Below are 17,658 nucleotides of genomic sequence, written 5' to 3' on the forward strand. Positions count from 1 at the left end.
GGGCGGGTGCGCGGCGTTGAGGGTCAGCTCCCCCCGGGCTGAGCGCCGGCGACGTCGTGCGGCGTCTCATGAACCGGTGGTACGGCTCGCGCCCACGTTGAACGAGCACGCCGGCGCCGTCCTGCTTCATGACCTGAGGGACACGAGGGTGGCCCTGACAGGGCCAGTCCTGACGTGGTCTCCCTCCCCGTGAGCGCAGGGCCGAGACTCGGGGCATGAGCATGACGACCAACGAGATCGCCTACCTGAACGGCCAGCTGCTGGGCCGCCTCGCCACCGTGGGCCCCGGCGGGCGGCCGCACCTGGTCACCGTGGGCGTCTTCTACGACCCGGAGTCCGGCTGCGTCGTGATCGGGGGGCACGCCGGCACCGGCATGTCCGAGAGCAAGAAGTTCCGCGACGCGCGGCGGCATCCCGACGTGGCGTTCATCGTGGACGACCTGGCCTCTGTCGACCCGTGGACGCCGCGCGGCATCGAGATCCGGGGGCTGGCGGAGACGCACACCACCGGCGGCGCCGAGCTGGGGGAGCGCATCGGCGCGAACATGCCGTTCGACCCGGCCTGGATCCGTATCCGTGCGCGCCGCGTCCGCAGCTGGGGGATCGACACCGGGCCGTTCGAGCTGTCCACCCGGGACGTGGTCTGACCGGCTTACTTACGCGAGCGGGTTCATCAGGTAAGCGCCCCCGACCACGGACGCCCCCGCCACCAGCAGGAAGAAGAACACGTAGAACCCGCCGGGCAGGAGGGTCAGCCGGGCCAGCTGGTCGGCGTCGGAGTCGCGCGCCTGGCGCCTGCGCCGCTTGCGCTGCAGCTCCAGGATCGGCCGGACGCCGCCGAACAGCAGGAACCACACCACCAGGAAGGCCACGATCTGCTGCACCTCGCCGGGCGCGTACATCGACAGCGCGAACACCGCCCCGCCCGACGCCAGCAGGATGAGCGCGCCGTACAGGTTGCGGATCAGCAGGAGCATGCACACCAGGAAGAGCAGCATCCCCCAGATCAGCAGCGTGATGTGCCCCTGGTCGGTCAGCCAGGCGGCGGCCAGCCCGAGCAGCGACGGCGCCAGGTAGCCCGCCAGCGCGGTCAGCACCATGCCGGGCCCGGTGGGCCTGCCCCTGGTCAGCGTCACGCCCGAGGTGTCGGAGTGCAGCCGGATGCCCTCCAGCTTGCGCCGGGTGAGCAGCGCCATGACGGCGTGGCCGCCCTCGTGGGCGATCGTGATCAGCCCTCTGGTGAGCTGCCAGGGCACGGTGAAGGTGACGATCGCCAGCGCGACCAGCGCGGAGACGACCACGACCCAGGGGTCGGGGTCAGGTTGCGCCTCGATCAGCTGAGCCCAGAGCTTGTCCATCGATTAGGAACCCTATCCGGGTAAAGTCACGGTCGTGGCCACAGAACTTGATTCTGATGAAGGGGTGCGCGCCTGGTGGGCGGCGCTCGGACTGCCCGGCCTGGTGGACCTGCACGTGCATTTCCTGCCCGAGCGGATGGAACGCCGGGTCTGGCACCATTTCCACCACGGCGGACCCCTCATGGGCAGCGGCTGGAAGATCGAGTACGAGTGGCCGGTCGCCGAGCGCGTGACCCGGCTGCGGGAGCTGGGGGTGACGGCCTTCCCCGCGCTCGCGTACGCGCACAAGCCCGGCATGGCGGCCGACCTCAACGCCTGGACACTCGGCTTCGCCGGCCGCACGCCCGGCTGCCTGCCCTCGGCCACCTTCTATCCCGAGCCCGGCGCCCCCGCCTACGTCCGGCAGGCCCTCGACCAGGGGGCCAAGATCTTCAAGGTGCACCTCCAGGTGGGCGACTTCGACCCGCGCCTGCCCGAGCTGGACGGCATCTGGGGGCTGCTGGCCGAGGCCGGCGTCCCCGTGGTGGTGCACGCCAGCTCGGTGCCCGTGCCCGGCGGGTACGTCGGCGCCGAGCCGATCGGCGAGGTGCTGCGCGCGCATCCCCGGCTGCGCGTGATCATCGCCCACCTCGGCATGCCGGAGTACGATCCGTTCTTCGCGCTGGCCGAGCGCTACGAGCGGGTGGCACTGGACACCACGATGGCTTTCACCGACTTCGCCGAGCTCGGCATGCCCTTTCCCGCCCGGCTCCGCCCCGCCCTGCGTGAACTCGGGCTGGCGGGGAAGGTGGTCCTCGGCAGTGACTTCCCGACGATCCCCCACCCGTACGCACACCAGCTGCACGCCCTCGACCGGCTCGGCCTCGGCGACGACTGGCTCAGGGCCGTGTGCTGGGACAACGGCCTGACCATGATTCGATAGCAGAGTGAACGATCGGCACGTGGCGCTGATAAGCGCCTTCTACGAGGCACTCGGCCGTGCTGATGCGGCGGCCATGGAGAGCTGTTACCACCCCGAGGTCAGCTTCGGCGATCCCGTCTTCCAGGAGCTGGAGGGCCGCGACAGGGTGATGGCGATGTGGCGACTCCAGCTCAGCCGGGGCGTCGGCATGAAGGCCGAGTTCCACGGGGCGACGGCCGACGACTTCTCCGGCACCGCCCGCTGGACGGCCCGCTACCGCATGCCCAGTACGGGGCGGCAGGTGGTCAACGAGATAGAGGCGATGTTCCGGTTCGAGGACGACCTGATCATCAGACATCACGAGGAGTTCGACTTCAAACGCTGGTCCAAGATGGCGCTGGGCCGCCCGCACGGGTTGCTGTTCGGGTGGACGCCGAGATGGCGGCAGATGATCCGCGAGCGCGCCATGGCACAGCTCGACGACTTCGCGACCTAGGGGCGACACAGGGAGCGACACGGGGAGCGACACACAGGAGGTGGCATGACCAGGGCGAGAGGGCGCCGGCGCGGCAGGCTGACACGCGAGCCGGCTCCCGAGAAGTCGATGGACCCCCGGCCCAGCGAGGAACAGCCCTACCGTCCGACGGTCATCAACAACACGATCTACCAGGACGGCCGCGCCATCGACAACCCCGGTTCGCTGGCCGACGCCTTCCAGTGCCTGAAGGACAAACCCGGCGCGCTCGCCTGGATCGGCCTGTACCGGCCGAAGGAGTGGGAGCTGGTCAAGCTCGCGGAGGAGTTCCAGCTGCACGAGCTGGCCGTCGAGGACGCCATCGTCGGCTCCCAGCGGCCCAAGGCCGACCGCTACGGCGAGACCCTGTTCGTGGTGCTGCGCGCGGCCACCTACCGGGACGAGGTGGAGGAGGTGGCCTTCGGCGAGCTGAACGTGTTCGTCGGCCCCGACTTCGTGCTGACCGTCCGCCACTCCGAGGCGCCCGACCTTCAGGTGGTGCGCAGGCGTATGGAGTCGGAGCCCGACCTGCTGCGCAAGGGCCCGCAGGCGGTGCTGTACGCGATCCTGGACGCGGTGGTCGACGACTACGCGCCGGTCGTGAAAGGGCTGCAGGAGGACATCGAGGAGATCGAGGTCCAGGTGTTCGGCGGCGACCCGGCCGTGTCCCGCCGCGTCTACGAGCTGTCGCGCGAGGTGATCGAGTTCCAGCGGGCCACCGCGCCGCTGGTGCGGCTGATCGACGGGTTCATCGCCGGCGCCGACAAGTACGGCGTCGACGAGGAGCTGCAGAGCTACCTGCGCGACGTGGCCGACCACGCCATCACGGTCAACGAGCGGGTGGCCTCCTTCCGCCAGCAGCTCCAGGACATCCTGGTGGTCAACTCCACCCTGGTCACCCAGGCGCAGAACGCCGAGATGGCCAGGATGACCGAGGTCAGCATCCAGCAGGGCGAGGAGGTCAAGAAGATCTCCGCCTGGGCGGCCATCCTCTTCGCGCCGACCGTGGTGGGCGGCATCTACGGGATGAACTTCGACCACATGCCCGAGTATCACTGGGCCCTGGGCTACCCGTTCGCGATCTCCCTCATGGCGGGGGTGTGCGTCATCCTGTACGTGATCTTCAAACGGCGCGGCTGGCTGTAGCGCCGGGCCAGGTCAGGAGAGCAGCTTGCGGGCTGCCTGCTCGATCTCCTCCTCCGACAGCAGCACGTGGTCGGCCGCCCCGCCCAGCGGGACGAAGCTGTCGGCCGAGGTCACCCGGGCCACCTGACCCTGGTAGCCGGCGTCGAGCAGCTCGGCCATGACGCCCTCGGACACGCCGCCCGAGTGGCGCGTCTCGTCCGCGATCAGGACCTTGCCCGTCAGCTCCGCCGCGCGCAGCAGGTCGGCCACCGGCAGCGGCGCCAGCCAGCGCAGGTCCAGCACCCGGCAGCTGAAGCCCTCCTGGGTGAGCCGCACCGCCGCCCGCAGGCTCATCCGCACCCCGTTGCCGAACGTCACGATCGTCAGGTCGCGCCCGTCGCCGTAGGAGCGGGCGCCGCCGATCGGCACGTGCGTCTCCGCCCAGCGCGACGGCGGGGCGTACGGGGCCAGCCAGCCGCCGTCGCCCTCCTCGAACAGGTCTCTGGTGTGGTAGAGCGCGATCGGCTCCAGGAACACGCACACCGACCCCTGCGTGCGCGCGGCCGCCAGGCACGTGCGGAGCATGGCGGAGGCGTCGTCGGGCCGGGACGGCGAGGCGATGATCAGGCCGGGGATGTCGCGCAGCGCCGCGATCGCGTTGTCGTTGTGGAAGTGCCCGCCGAACCCCTTCTGGTAGGCGTAGCCCGCGATCCGCACCACCATCGGGTTCGGGTAGGCACCCTGCGAGAAGAACGACAGCGTGGCGGCCTCGCCCCTGATCTGGTCGATCGCGTTGTGCAGGTAGGCCAGATACTGGATCTCCGGCACCGGCAGCAGCCTGGACACCCCCGCGCCCAGGGCCAGCCCGAGGATGGCCTGCTCGTCCAGATGGGTGTCGAACACCCGGGCGGGGCCGAACCTCTTCTGCAGCCCGCGGGTCACCCCGTAGACGCCGCCCTTCTTGGCGACGTCCTCGCCGAAGACCATCATCTCCGGGTAGACCGCGAGCGCGTCGGCGAGCGTGCGGTTGATCGACTGCGAGAGCGTCAGCGGCTTCTCCGACTCCGGCAGCGTCCCGGCGAACGTCCGCTCCCGCACCGCGCCCTCCGCCGCCACGGGGCTGATCTTGGCGACCAGGTCGGCGTCGTGCGGCGCGATCGGCTCCATGACCTCCTTCGCCGAGCGGAGCCGGGGCAGCCGGGTGGTCTCCAGCGCGATGCGCAGCACGTGCTCGCGGGCGAGCTCGTACCGTCTGAGCAGCTCCTCCGGTGTGGTCAGGCCCGCCTCGACGAGCAGCCGCGCGGTGCGCAGCAGCGGGTCGCGCGCCAGGTCGGCGCGGAGCTCGCGCTGGGTGCGGTACGCGGACTCGACGTCGGAGCCGGCGTGCCCCATCAGCCGCACCGTCGACAGATGCAGGAACGCGGGGGTGCGGTGGGAGCGCACGTGCTCCACCGCCCGCACCGCCGTGTCGTACGCGGAAGCCAGGTCACAGCCGTCGGCCGCGAAGTACTCGATGCCGGGCCGCCTGGCGGACGCCTCCACCCAGCCTCTGGGGGTCCTGACGCTGATGCCGATGCCGTTGTCCTCGCACACGAACAGGATCGGCACCCGCTGCCCCTGGTAGGTGGCGTAGGCGGCGGTGTTGAAGCCCGACAGGGCCGTGGCGTGATTGACCGAGGCGTCGCCGAAACTGCACACGGCGATCGCGTCGTCGGGCCACAGGCCCGCCGTGTCGAGCGCGCGGGCCCGCTCGATGGCGAACGCCACGCCCACCGCCCTCGGCAGGTGGCTGGCGATCGTGGACGTCTGGGGGATGACGGCCAGCTCGGGATGGCCGAACACCTTGTGCCTGCCGCCCGCGATCGGCTCCTCGGCGGCCGCCGTCAGGCCCATCAGGACGTCCCTGATGCCCTGTTCGGGCAGCCGCCCGGCCTGCTCGGACCTGGTCAGGTAGAACGCGCCGGAGCGGTAATGGAGCAGCGCGGGGTCGTCCGGGCGCAGCGCGGCGGCCACGGCCGCGTTGCCCTCGTGGCCGGCCGAGCCGATCGTGTAGAAGCCCTCGTCCTGCTCGCGCAGCCAGCGGGCGGCGATGTCGAGCAGCCGGCTGTCGAGCTGGCGCTGGTAGAGCGTCCGGCACTGCTCTCCGGTGAGCGTGGCGCCCTCCCGCACCGGATCGCCGGGACCGCGGGCCGGGCCCGTCTGGAGGGTCTCCACTGCCTGGACGAAATGAGTCTCAACCATGTCGCGCGCCACATGCCGATTATGGCCGCTGAGCACCGTGTTCGTCTGCCAGTCACGGGCGACATGTGTTGGACCGGTCCTTTTGACATAGATCTATAACAGCTTGTCAGAATGGTGAACTTCGCCATTCGCCACCACGTCTACTGGTTTGACACGTGGCGCCCTCAAAGCCGCGTTGAAACCAACTGGGTATCCAGGAAAGGAACCCGAATGTCGTTACAACGCATCCGTACGATCGCCGTCGCGATGGCGGTGGGGGCCGGTGCGCTGGTCCTTACGCCACCCGCGTCAGCGCAGGTCAGCACTGCAGCAGCGCCGGCCGTCACCAAGGTGACGCTCAACCCGGCATCCCCGGTCGTGCTCTTCGAAAGCACCGCCAAGGTGACCTTCACGATCCAGGCGAAGGACGCCGAAAAGGCCACCATGGTCTTCACTCCGCCGGGTGTCAGCACCCAGCCGATCATCGAGGCCAAGAAAGTCGGGACGGACACCTTCCAGGTCGAGCACTCCGTCGGCACGGTAGGCACGTGGAACTACACCGCCACCGCCGTCAAGGGTGACGAGACGGGCCAGCTGAAGGGCACGTTCGACGTCAAGAAGGCGCTCGAGACCAAGATCGTCAGGTTCGACGCCAACCCCGACAGGGTCACGAAGGGCGACCGGGTCCGGCTCTCCGGCCAGCTCAGGGCCGGCGACCAGGGCTACGGCGGCCAGGAGGTCGCGATCAGCTTCCGCTCCCGCGGCTCCGACGACTTCCGCAAGGTCACCACGGACAAGACCAGCCGCAACGGCTGGTTCTCCGCGAGCGTGAAGCCGTGGCGCAGCGGCGAGTGGCGGGCCGAGTTCGCCGGCAACGCCGAGGCCAAGGCGTCGGTCAGCGACAGCGACGGCGTCCGCGTCCGCTCCCGGACCATCGACACCAGGATCGTCGGCTTCGACGCCTACTCGGAGCCCGTCGTCAAGGGCGACAAGCTGCGCTTCAAGGGCACCCTGCAGGCCGACGGCCGGCGGGCGCTGCGCGGTGAGCGCGTGACCATCCAGTTCAGGGCCGTCACCTCCCGCCAGTGGACGGACGTCACCGGCGACCGCACCAGCCGGCACGGCCGCTTCCACGCCTCCACCACCGCCGAGCAGAGCGGCTGGTGGCGCGCGGTGTACGCGGGCGACCGCCGGGTCGACGGCTCGGTCAGCGGCCCCGACTTCGTGCGGGTCACCGAGCCGGTCGAGAAGGCCGACACCCGGGTCCTCGGCTTCAACGCCTACCCCGAGCCGGTCAAGCGCGGCCGTGACCTGAAGATCTGGGCCCAGCTCCAGGTCGACGACGACGGCACCTGGAAGGGCTACAAGGGCAAGGTGGACCTGTACTTCAAGTCCAACCGGTCCGACGAGTACAGGCTCGTGAAGTCCGCCTGGTCCAGCGACAGCGGCAGGCTGTTCACCGAGGTCCGCGCCTGGACCTCCGGCCGCTGGCGTTTCGTCTACGAGGGCGACGACAGGACGAACGGCGACACCAGCCGCTCCGACTACGTCCGCGTGCGGCGCTGACATCGACGAGGCCCGGGGCGCCGCATCAGCGCCCCGGGCCTCACCATGTCCTCAGTTGACCCGTCGCTCCGGCGCGGTCGCCCCCAGGCTCGCGAGCATGGACATGATGTCGACCATGCCCAGCTTGAGCTCGCCGACGTCCTGCTTGAGCTGGCCGACGTCCTGCTTGAGCAGGCTCACGTCCTGCTTGAGCAGGTTGACGTCTTGCTGGAGGTCGTCGAGACGCCGCTCGAACCCGTCCATGCGCTGGTCGAACTTGTCCATGCGCTTGTCCAGCTTGTCGATCTTGTTGAGAACGTTGCGCCCGACGTCGTCGACACGGTCGTGCAGGGCGGAGAAGCGCTGTTCGATGCTCAGGTTGGGCACACCGCTCACTGTAGACCGTTCGAGAGCCGAGACCCTGATTTCCAGGTCATCGAATTTCGCCTGCAGATCCAACATGGAGTGATCCTCTCGAGGGGGTGACGTCGCTCCTTGCATCGGAAAGAATACTCTCCGTGAAGGGTGCTTGTGTTCGAACCCGAGAGGGCCGCCTCGGCTAGTCGGCCCGCTTGAACTGGGCGATGCCCACCGCCAGCAGCCCCAGCCCCAGCGCCGCCACCAGCCCGAGCTCCACCGGCACGGGCACCTGCCAGCCGAACCACTGCACCCCCGGGTTCAGGGTCGCGTTCACCTCCGGCGGCACGTCCAGGTGGGAGAAGACAGCCTGGCGCATCGGGTCGACCGCGTACGTCATGGGGTTGACCACCGTCAGGGCGTGCAGCCACGACGGCAGGTTGGCCAGCGGGAACATGGCGCCCGACAGGAACATCATCGGCATGATCGCCATCTGCATCAGCCCGAAGAACGACTGCATGTTCTTCATCCGCGCCGCCAGCATCACCCCGAAGGCGGTGATCGTGAAGGCCGCCAGGAACATCTCCGCCAGCAGCGTGAGCATCAGCGTGGGCGAGTACGGCACCCCCACCATCCCCGCCATGGCCAGGATGACGATGCCCTGGCCGGTGGCCACGATCGCGCCGCCGAGACACTTGCCCACCACGATGGCCGTGCGCGACACCGGCGCGACCAGCATCTCGCGCAGGAACCCGAACTCGCGGTCCCACACGATGGACCCCGCCGAGAACATGCCCGTCATGATCACCGTCATGGAGATCATGCCGGGATACATGAAGGTGCGGAAGTCCACGCCCGGGATCGACGCCTGGACCAGCGACCCCAGGCCGGTGCCCATGACGAACAGCCACAGCACCGGCTGCAGCAGCATCGAGAGCATGCGGGTGCGGTCGTTGAGGAAGCGCAGCATCTCACGGTGCAGGACCACCTTGATGGCCCGCAGGTCGTGCGCGGCGCTGCGGGCCGGCACCCGCACGCGGATCGCCTGTGTCGTCATCGTTCACCGCCTCGCCATCGCGCGCATGAAGGCCATCTGGTCGTCTCCGGACTCGGCGTCGCGGATCGTGGAGCCGGTGTAGTTCATGAACACGTCGTCCAGCGACGGCCGCGACACGCTCACTGACGTGATCGGCATGCCGAGCTCGGCGAACAGCCGCGGCACGAACTCCTCGCCCGAGGCCACGGCGAACGTCACCGCCCCCTCGTGCACCGCCGCCTCCAGCCCGAACCGCTCACGCAGCGCCTTGATCGCGGCCTCGTCGTCACGGGTGTGGATCTGCACCCGGTCCTTGCCGACGCTGGCCTTGAGCCGCTCGGGAGAGTCGATCACCACGATCTCGCCGTGGTCGATGATCGCGATCCGGTCGCAGTACTCGGCCTCGTCCATGTAGTGGGTGGTCATGAAGATCGTGATGTCCTCGCTGACCCGCAGCTCGTTGATGTAGCCCCAGATGGCCGACCGGGTCTGCGGGTCGAGCCCGACCGTCGGCTCGTCCAGGAACAGCACCCGCGGCGAGTGGAGCAGGCCGCGGGCGATCTCCAGCCGCCGCTTCATGCCGCCGGAGAACGTCATCACCTTGGCGTCCTTGCGGTCCCAGAGCGCCACCATCTCCATGACGCGCTTGATCCGCTCGTCGACCACGCTCTTGTGCACCCCGTACAGCTCGGCGTGGAAGCGCAGGTTCTGCTCGGCGGTCAGATAGCCGTCGAGGGTGGGGTCCTGGAAGACCAGGCCGATGTTCCTGCGCACCTCGTCGCGCTCCCTGACCACGTCGTGGCCGGCGACGGAGGCGGTGCCGCCCGTCGGGTTCGCGAGCGTGCAGAGCATGCTGATCGTGGTGGTCTTGCCGGCGCCGTTGGGGCCGAGGAATCCGAAGACCTCGCCCGGCGACACCTCGAAGTCGACGCCCTTGACGGCCTCGACCTTCCCGTACGTCTTGGTCAGCCCTCGTACGACGACGGCCGCGTCCTCGCTCATCAATCCTCCGCCAGAATCTGGAACACGGACTTGCGCGTCTGCCTGAGCAGCTTCTTGGCCTCGGCGACCTGGCGGTCGTTGGCCGTCCTGGTCAGGTGGACGAACGCCTCGCCGAGCTGCCCCCACAGCAGGCGCAGCTCGTGCCGGTCCTCCGGCACGGTGCTCGCCACCTCGTCCCACGGCGCGGGGGCGGCGCTCAGGCGTCCCGCCTCGTCGCGGCCCTCCTCCGTCAGGCGGTAGGTGCGGCTGCCGCCGGCCTCGCCGCCGGTGACCAGGCACTCGTCCTCCAGTTGCTGGAGCGCGGGGTAGACCGAGCCGGGGCTGGGCCGCCACACGCCGCGGCTGCGCGCCTCGATGTCCTGGATCATCTGGTAGCCGTTCTTGGGCTCCTCGCCGAGCAGCAGGAGCAGCGCCGCCCGGACGTCGCCGCGCCGCACCCGCGGCCCCGCCTCCATGCCGGGGGTGCCCGGCGGGGGCGGCGGCATCGGGGGGTGCGGGAATCCGTGTCGTCCATGTGGATCAATCATTACATCTCCCAACTATCGAGATGTTCTGACGATATATCTAGATAGTTGAGGCGGCAATGCCCTTTCTGGCGACTCTCGTCCGTGTTAGCGCTCGTTAACAGCTGTCCGGAGCGCAGCCCCGGCCATGGCGTGCAGCAGCGGGCGCATCGCCCCGGGCGGGAGCTCGCCCGCGCTGTGCGGCGTCGAGTTCAGCAGGCCGAAGACCGCGTGCGTGGCGGCCCGCAGCCGGGACGCCGGGCACGACGGGTGGAGCTCGGCCAGCACCGCCACCCACTCCTCGACGTAGAGCCGCTGCAGCCGCCGGATCTGCCGCCGCTCCCGCTCCGGCACGTTGCCCAGCTCGCGGTCGTGCACGGTGATCAGCGCCGGCTGCTCGAGCGCGAACGTGATGTGCGCGTCGAGCAGCGCGTCCAGGATCTCGGCCGGGCCGGCGGAGGCCGTGACGACCGCGACCGCAGACTCGCGCAGCCGCGAGCTGATGTCGAGCAGCAGCTCCGCCAGCAGCGCCTCCTTGCCGCTGAAGTGGCGGTAGAGCGCCGGCCCCGAGACGCCCACCGCGCCGCCGATGTCCTCGATCGGCACGCCGTGGAAACCGCGCGCCGCGAACAGCCTCGCGGCGGCGTCGAGGATCTCGGCACGCCTGTTGCCGCGATTGCGGGTAGGTGTCGGGGCAGTCGTCACAGTCACATCATGCTAGACGGTTGAGTTAATGGCCACTAACATCACGACCATGACGAGAGGGCAGAGATGAGCGACTGGCCGATACTCAAGTCGGCCGCCGACCCCGGGAGCGAGGCGTACAGGAGCAACGCCGAGCTCAACGAGCGGCTCGCCGCAGAGCTCCGCGACCGCCTGGCCACCGCCGCGCTCGGCGGGCCAGAACGGTCGCGCAGCCGCCACGTCGAGCGCGGCAAGCTGCTGCCCCGCGAGCGCGTCGACGGCCTGCTCGACCCGGGCTCGCGGTTCCTGGAGCTGTCGCCGCTGGCCGCGAACGGCCTCTACGACGACCAGGCGCCCGCCGCCGGCATCATCACCGGCGTCGGCCGGGTCTCCGGCCGCGAATGCGTGGTCGTGGCCAACGACGCCACCGTCAAGGGCGGCACCTACTACCCCATGACCGTCAAGAAGCACCTGCGCGCGCAGGAGGTGGCGCTGCACAACCATCTGCCGTGCGTCTACCTCGTCGACTCCGGCGGCGCGTTCCTGCCGAAACAGGACGAGGTGTTCCCGGACCGCGAGCACTTCGGCCGCATCTTCTACAACCAGGCCACGATGTCCGCGCGGGGCATCCCGCAGATCGCCGCCGTGCTCGGCTCCTGCACCGCGGGCGGCGCGTACGTGCCCGCCATGAGCGACGAGGCCGTCATCGTACGGAACCAGGGCACGATCTTCCTGGGCGGCCCGCCCCTGGTGAAGGCGGCCACCGGCGAGGAGGTCACGGCCGAGGAGCTCGGCGGCGGCGACCTGCACGCGCGCGTCAGCGGCGTCACCGACCACCTCGCCGAGGACGACGCGCACGCGCTGGCGATCGTCCGCGACATCGTCTCCACGCTCGCGCCGCGCGCCCCGCGCCCGTGGCCGGTGGCCGCGCCGGAGCCGCCCGCCCACGATCCGCGCGACCTCTACGGGATCGTCCCCGCCGACACGCGCCGGCCGTACGAGGTGCGCGAGGTGATCGCGCGGCTGGTTGACGGGTCCCGGTTCCTGGAGTTCAAGGCCGAGTACGGGCCCACGCTGGTCACCGGGTTCGCCCATGTCCACGGCCACCCGGTGGGCATCCTGGCCAACAACGGCATCCTGTTCGCCGAGTCCGCGCTCAAGGGCGCGCACTTCATCGAGCTGTGCGACCAGCGGCGGATCCCGCTGCTGTTCCTGCAGAACATCAGCGGGTTCATGGTCGGCAAGGCGTACGAGGCGGGCGGCATCGCCAAGCACGGCGCCAAGATGGTCACCGCCGTGTCGTGCGCCCGGGTGCCCAAGTTCACGGTGGTCATCGGCGGCTCGTTCGGGGCCGGCAACTACGCGATGGCCGGGCGGGCGTACGCGCCGCGCTTCCTGTGGATGTGGCCGAACGCCCGCATCTCGGTCATGGGCGGTGAGCAGGCGGCGAACGTGCTCACCACGGTGGGCTCCTCTGCGGGCGGGGCCGATCCCGAGGCGATCCGGGCCCAGTACGAACACCAGGGCAACCCGTACTACTCCACCGCCAGGCTGTGGGACGACGGCGTGATCGACCCCGTCGACACCCGCACCGTGCTCGGCCTGGCCCTGTCCGCGGCGGCCAACGCCCCGCTCGAACCCGCCGGCTACGGCGTCTTCCGGATGTGATCATGACTGATTCCCTGTTCGGCCGGGTGCTGGTCGCCAACCGGGGCGAGATCGCCGTCCGGGTCATCCGCACCCTGCGCGCGCTCGGCATCGGCGCGGTCGCCGTGCACACGGCCGCCGACGCGGGCGCGCGCCACGTGATCGAGGCTGACGAGGCCCACCAGATCCCGAAATATCTGGATATCGAGGCGATCGTGGAGGTGGCCCGGCGCTCCGGTGCGGCGGCCGTCCACCCCGGCTACGGCTTCCTGGCCGAGAACGCCGCCTTCGCCCGCCGCTGCGCGGAGGCCGGGCTGGTGTTCGTCGGGCCGCCGGCGGACGCCATCGAGGCGATGGGCGACAAGATCCGCGCCAAGCGCACCGTGTCGGCCGCCGGAGTGCCCGTGGTGCCGGGCGCGGCCGAACCCGGCGACGAGCTCTCGACCTGGTCCGGCTTCCCCGCCCTGATCAAGCCGTCGGCGGGCGGCGGCGGCAAGGGCATGGTGCTGGTCAGGTCGGCGGCGGAGCTGCCTGACGCCCTGGAGTCCGCCCGGCGCACGGCCACGGCCGCCTTCGGTGACGGCACCCTGCTGATCGAGCGCTACGTGGAGCGGCCCCGGCACATCGAGATCCAGGTCCTCGCCGACGGCCACGGCACCGTCGTCCACCTGGGCGAACGCGAGTGCAGCCTGCAGCGCAGGCACCAGAAGATCGTCGAGGAGGCCCCGTCGCCCTTCGTCGACGCGGAGACCAGGGCCCGCATGGGCGCCGCCGCCGTGGAGGCCGCCCGCGCGGTCGGCTACGTCGGCGCGGGCACCGTCGAGTTCATCGTCGACGGGGCCACGGGCGCCTACCACTTCATGGAGATGAACACCCGTCTCCAGGTCGAGCACCCCGTCACCGAACTGGTCACCGGCCTCGACCTGGTGGAGCTGCAGCTCCAGGTGGCGGCCGGCGAGCCTCTCCCGTTCGCCCAGGACGAGGTGCGGCTCGACGGCCACGCGGTCGAGGCGCGCGTCTACGCCGAGGACCCGGCGCGCGGCTTCCTGCCCACCGGCGGCCGCGTCCTCGCCCTGCGCGAGCCCTCCGGTCCGGGGGTACGGGTCGACTCCGGGCTGCTGGAGGGCGGAGTGGTCGGCAGCGAGTTCGACCCGATGCTGTCCAAGGTCATCGCCTGGGCGCCGGACCGGGCGGGAGCGCTCCGTGCCCTGGACCGCGCCCTGAGCGAGACCGTGGTGCTCGGGGTCACCACCAACGTGCCGTTCCTGCGAGCCCTGCTCGCCCACGAAACCGTCCGCGCCGGCGACCTGGACACCGGCCTGGTCGAACGGGCCCTCCCAGACCTCCTCCCCACCGACCCAACCCGCGCAGAAGCGGCCCGCACGGACCAGACCCGCGAGGACGGGGGTCGTGCGGATGCGGCTCGCGCGAACGCGGGTGGTGCGGATCAGGCCCGCGAGGACGGGGACCGTACAGATGCGGCCCGCGCGGACCGGGGCCGTACAGATGTGGCTCACGCGGACGTGGCTGGGGTCGCCGTGGCTCGTATGGGGCGCGGGGTGCCCTTGGACGCGCTGGCGGCCGCCGCGCTCGTGTTTCACGATCAGCCGGTGGGGCGTGACCCGTGGGAGGTCATGGACGGCTGGCGGGTCGGGGAGCGGGCCTGGACGACGTGGCGGCTGGAGACCCGCGACGGCGTGCACGCCGTCCACGTGCGCGGCCTGCCCCGGGAAGGCGCCGAGGTCAGGGTGGCGGACGGCCCGCCCGTTCCGGCCGTCCTCCGCACGTACGCGGACGGTCCCGGATCGCCGGGCGGACCTGCCGTCCGGCCGTACGGGGGTGGGGTCGTCGTCACTGTGGACGGTCGTACGACGCACTACGTGTGCGCCCGGGACGGCGAGACGGTCTGGCTCGGCCGGGACGGGCACGCCTGGCCCGTCACCCGCCACCTGATCGGCGACCCGGGCGACCGCACAGGCGCCGCGGGGAGCGGCGACGGCGTGGTCAGGAGCCCGATGCCCGGCACCGTCCTGGTGGTCAAGGCCCAGGTCGGCGACCAGGTCAAGGAAGGCCAGCCGCTGGTGATCGTGGAGGCGATGAAGATGGAGCACACCGTCACCGCCCCACGGGACGGCCGCGTCGCCGAGCTGCCGGCGCAGGCCGGCCGGCCCGTCGACATGGACGCGGTGCTGGCCGTGGTGGAGGAGGGATGATGGCGCGCGCGTACCCGATGGAGGGCCTGCCGCAGCAGGTCACCGTCTACGAGGTCGGCCCCCGCGACGGCCTGCAGAACGAGGCGGCGATCGTGCCCGTCGAGGTCAAGGCCGAGTTCATCGACCGGCTCGCGGACGCCGGGCACAAGGTCATCGAGGCGACCAGCTTCGTGCACCCGAAGTGGGTGCCCCAGCTCGCGGACGCGGAGCAGCTGCTCGACCGGCTGCACCGCAGGCCCGGCGTCCGCTACCCGGTGCTGGTGCCGAACGAGCGCGGCCTGGACCGGGCGCTGGAGCGGGGCGTCGACGAGATCGCCGTCTTCGCCAGCGCCACCGAGACGTTCGCCGCCAAGAACCTCAACCGGAGCCTGGAGAGCCAGTTCGAGATGTTCGAGCCGGTGGTCGCCCGGGCGCTGGAGAACGGCGTGCGGGTGCGCGCGTACGTGTCGATGTGCTTCGGCGACCCCTGGGAGGGCCCCACGCCCGTCTCCCAGGTGGTCGCGGTCGGGGAGCGGCTGCTCGGGCTGGGCTGCTACGAGCTGTCGATGGGCGACACGATCGGCGTCGGCACGCCCGGCCACGTCACCGCGCTCATCGAGGCGTTCACCTCGCCGGACAAACTCGCCGTCCACTTCCACGACACCTACGGGCAGGCGCTCGGCAACACCCTGGCCGCGCTCAGGGCGGGCGTCACCACCGTGGACGCCTCCACCGGCGGCATCGGCGGCTGCCCGTACGCCGAGTCCGCCACCGGCAACCTGGCCACCGAGGACCTCGTCTGGATGCTGCGCGGGCTCGGCATCGAGACCGGCCTCGACCTGGACAAACTCGTGGCCACCAGCACCTGGCTGGCCGCCCGGCTGGGCCGGCCCAGCCCCTCCCGCGTCGTCCAGGCCCTCGCGAAAGGCTGACCCATGCTGACACCCGAACACGAAGAGCTGCGCAAGACCGTCGAGGCGTTCGCCCGCGAGGTGGTCGCCCCCGTCATCGGCGACTACTACGAGCGCGAGGAGTTCCCGTACGACATCGTCCGCCAGATGGGCGCGATGGGCCTGTTCGGCCTGCCCATCCCCGAGCAGTACGGCGGCATGGGCGGCGACTACTTCGCCCTCTGCCTGGCGCTGGAGGAGCTGGCCAGGGTCGACTCCAGCGTGTCGATCACCCTGGAGGCGGCGGTGTCGCTCGGCGCGATGCCCATCCTCCGGTTCGGCACCGGGGAGCAGCGCGACCACTGGCTGCCGAAGCTGGCCGCGGGGGAGATGCTGGGCGCGTTCGGCCTGACCGAGCCGGGCGGCGGCTCGGACGTGCCGGGCGGCATGCGCACCACCGCCGTGCTCGACGGCGACGAGTGGGTGATCAACGGGACGAAGGCGTTCATCACCAACTCCGGCACCGACATCACCGGCGTCGTCGGCGTCGCCGCGCTGACCGGCGAGCGGGAGATCTCGACCATCCTCGTCCCCGCGGGCACGCCGGGCTTCACCGTGTCGAAGAAGTACTCCAAGGTCGGCTGGAACGCCTCGGACACGCGCGAGCTGTCGTTCTCCGACTGCCGGGTGCCCGCCGCCAACCTGCTCGGCGAGCGCGGCCGCGGCTACGCCCAGTTCCTGCAGACGCTGGACGAGGGCCGCATCGCGATCGCCGCACTCAGCGTCGGCCTGTCGCAGGGCTGCGTGGACGAGTGCCTGAAGTACGTGCGCGAGCGCCGCGCCTTCGGCCACCCGATCGGCCATTACCAGGCCATCCAGTTCAAGATCGCCGACATGGAGGCCCGCGCCCACACCGCCCGCCTGGCCTATTACCACGCGGCCGAGAAGATGCTCGCGGGCGTCCCGTTCAAGAAGGAAGCGGCGATCGCCAAGCTCGTCTCGTCCAACGCGGCCATGGACAACTCCCGCGACGCGACGCAGATCTTCGGCGGGTACGGATTCATGAACGAGTTTCCGGTGGGCCGTTTCTACCGCGACGCGAAGATCCTGGAGATCGGCGAAGGAACGTCCGAGGTGCAGCGCATGCTGATCGCCCGCCAGCTGGGATTGGGTGATCTGTGAATTGGCGGATGTCTGTCGCCGCAGGGCGCTAGGATTCGGCGCATCGCACTCGATCGGCGGAGGGCGGACTCTGGGGTGAGCCCACAAGGAGCACACTGGTCCATCTCCGGCGCGGTGATGACGGACTGCCTCGTTTCCCCTTAACCATGAGGATGAAATGCTGGATCCGTCACAGGATCACCTGCGATGGTGGTTCCTGAAAATCTATATGATCATTCTGTCCGGTTTGATCATGGTCACTGTGCTCGCCGGGGCTTTCCTGGACGAGAAGGCATGGGCCCAGGTCAAGCCGGAGCTCGCGGATATCAGACTCTGGACCTTCCAGATAGGCATGATCATCGTCGGGAGCTATCTGTTCTCCGACGGTAGAAGGAGTTGAACGCGCCCCGGTCGCCCGCAATCGGCGGGTGGCCGGGGCGTTCTCGTCGTGCCGGCGGGTTCGACCCGTCACTCTGCTGCTTGTCATAGGGGACATATCGCTCGAATGTTGTCAGAGTGGCGA

17 protein-coding genes are annotated in these 17,658 nt (G+C 70.2%); 10 read left to right on the forward strand and 7 right to left on the reverse strand.

Annotation, left to right across the window (positions count from 1 at the left end; translation table 11 throughout):
* Nucleotides 1–215 precede the first annotated feature (215 nt).
* Nucleotides 216–647, forward strand: coding sequence for a PPOX class F420-dependent oxidoreductase (locus tag FR742_RS09140; protein ID WP_148030546.1), 432 nt, complete (start codon nt 216–218; stop codon nt 645–647).
* A 9-nt stretch (nt 648–656) separates the two neighbouring features.
* Here FR742_RS09140 and FR742_RS09145 read toward each other — a convergent pair whose 3' ends face one another.
* Nucleotides 657–1,358, reverse strand: a complete 702-nt coding sequence (locus FR742_RS09145; RefSeq protein WP_148030547.1) for a M50 family metallopeptidase — start codon at nt 1,356–1,358, stop codon at nt 657–659.
* 34 nt (nt 1,359–1,392) lie between these two features.
* Between FR742_RS09145 and FR742_RS09150 the strand changes: the two genes are divergently transcribed.
* From FR742_RS09150 to FR742_RS09160, 3 genes are read left to right on the forward strand one after another with little or no spacing between them, the layout of a single operon-like run.
* On the forward strand, nt 1,393–2,280 hold the full coding sequence (locus FR742_RS09150) for an amidohydrolase family protein (RefSeq protein WP_261808436.1): 888 nt from the start codon (nt 1,393–1,395) through the stop codon (nt 2,278–2,280).
* Nucleotides 2,281–2,299: 19 nt separating this feature from the next.
* A complete protein-coding gene (locus FR742_RS09155) occupies nt 2,300–2,755 on the forward strand; it encodes a nuclear transport factor 2 family protein (protein ID WP_261808437.1) in 456 nt (151 codons plus the stop codon).
* 45 nt (nt 2,756–2,800) lie between these two features.
* Nucleotides 2,801–3,919: a magnesium and cobalt transport protein CorA gene (locus tag FR742_RS09160; RefSeq protein ID WP_148030549.1), complete on the forward strand. Its 1,119-nt coding sequence runs from the start codon at nt 2,801–2,803 to the stop codon at nt 3,917–3,919.
* A 12-nt stretch (nt 3,920–3,931) separates the two neighbouring features.
* On the opposite strand, the gene FR742_RS09165 is transcribed toward FR742_RS09160, so the two are convergent.
* Nucleotides 3,932–6,139, reverse strand: coding sequence for an alpha-ketoacid dehydrogenase subunit alpha/beta (locus tag FR742_RS09165; RefSeq protein ID WP_148030550.1), 2,208 nt, complete (start codon nt 6,137–6,139; stop codon nt 3,932–3,934).
* A gap of 210 nt (nt 6,140–6,349) precedes the next feature.
* Between FR742_RS09165 and FR742_RS09170 the strand changes: the two genes are divergently transcribed.
* Entirely contained in the window at nt 6,350–7,684 is a 1,335-nt protein-coding gene (locus FR742_RS09170; protein WP_148030551.1) for a hypothetical protein, read from the forward strand.
* A 51-nt stretch (nt 7,685–7,735) separates the two neighbouring features.
* Here FR742_RS09170 and FR742_RS09175 read toward each other — a convergent pair whose 3' ends face one another.
* The 5 genes from FR742_RS09175 to FR742_RS09195 form a co-directional block, all read right to left on the reverse strand.
* Nucleotides 7,736–8,050 carry a hypothetical protein gene (locus FR742_RS09175; protein ID WP_148030552.1) on the reverse strand — a complete coding sequence of 105 codons (315 nt, stop codon included), beginning with the start codon at nt 8,048–8,050 and terminating at the stop codon, nt 7,736–7,738.
* A gap of 172 nt (nt 8,051–8,222) precedes the next feature.
* A complete protein-coding gene (locus FR742_RS09180) occupies nt 8,223–9,077 on the reverse strand; it encodes an ABC transporter permease (RefSeq protein WP_148030553.1) in 855 nt (284 codons plus the stop codon).
* A gap of 3 nt (nt 9,078–9,080) precedes the next feature.
* The gene (locus FR742_RS09185) at nt 9,081–10,058 is read right to left on the reverse strand and encodes an ATP-binding cassette domain-containing protein (RefSeq protein WP_148030554.1); all 978 of its coding nucleotides are present in this window, start codon (nt 10,056–10,058) and stop codon (nt 9,081–9,083) included.
* Nucleotides 10,058–10,543 (reverse strand): PadR family transcriptional regulator, encoded by a 486-nt coding sequence (locus FR742_RS09190; RefSeq protein WP_187281062.1) that lies wholly within the window; start codon nt 10,541–10,543, stop codon nt 10,058–10,060. Before FR742_RS09190 ends, FR742_RS09185 begins: the two co-directional genes overlap by 1 nt.
* Nucleotides 10,544–10,669: 126 nt before the next feature.
* Nucleotides 10,670–11,266 (reverse strand): TetR/AcrR family transcriptional regulator, encoded by a 597-nt coding sequence (locus FR742_RS09195; RefSeq protein ID WP_148030556.1) that lies wholly within the window; start codon nt 11,264–11,266, stop codon nt 10,670–10,672.
* Between the two features lie 66 nt (nt 11,267–11,332).
* On the opposite strand from FR742_RS09195, the gene FR742_RS09200 reads away from it, so the two are divergent.
* The 5 genes from FR742_RS09200 (at nt 11,333) to FR742_RS09220 (ending at nt 17,535) form a co-directional block, all read left to right on the forward strand.
* Nucleotides 11,333–12,913: a carboxyl transferase domain-containing protein gene (locus tag FR742_RS09200; protein ID WP_148030557.1), complete on the forward strand. Its 1,581-nt coding sequence runs from the start codon at nt 11,333–11,335 to the stop codon at nt 12,911–12,913.
* A gap of 2 nt (nt 12,914–12,915) precedes the next feature.
* Complete coding sequence (locus FR742_RS09205) at nt 12,916–15,105, forward strand: biotin carboxylase N-terminal domain-containing protein (protein WP_222708876.1); 2,190 nt, start codon at nt 12,916–12,918, stop codon at nt 15,103–15,105.
* Nucleotides 15,102–16,016 (forward strand): hydroxymethylglutaryl-CoA lyase, encoded by a 915-nt coding sequence (locus FR742_RS09210; protein ID WP_148030558.1) that lies wholly within the window; start codon nt 15,102–15,104, stop codon nt 16,014–16,016. The genes FR742_RS09205 and FR742_RS09210 overlap by 4 nt, the downstream gene beginning before the upstream one ends.
* A gap of 3 nt (nt 16,017–16,019) precedes the next feature.
* Nucleotides 16,020–17,156 carry an acyl-CoA dehydrogenase family protein gene (locus FR742_RS09215; RefSeq protein ID WP_148030559.1) on the forward strand — a complete coding sequence of 379 codons (1,137 nt, stop codon included), beginning with the start codon at nt 16,020–16,022 and terminating at the stop codon, nt 17,154–17,156.
* 157 nt (nt 17,157–17,313) lie between these two features.
* Nucleotides 17,314–17,535, forward strand: a complete 222-nt coding sequence (locus FR742_RS09220; protein WP_148030560.1) for a hypothetical protein — start codon at nt 17,314–17,316, stop codon at nt 17,533–17,535.
* Nucleotides 17,536–17,658 lie beyond the last annotated feature (123 nt).

The sequence above is a fragment of the Nonomuraea sp. C10 genome (assembly GCF_008017515.1).
GTDB lineage: Bacteria > Actinomycetota > Actinomycetes > Streptosporangiales > Streptosporangiaceae > Nonomuraea > Nonomuraea ferruginea.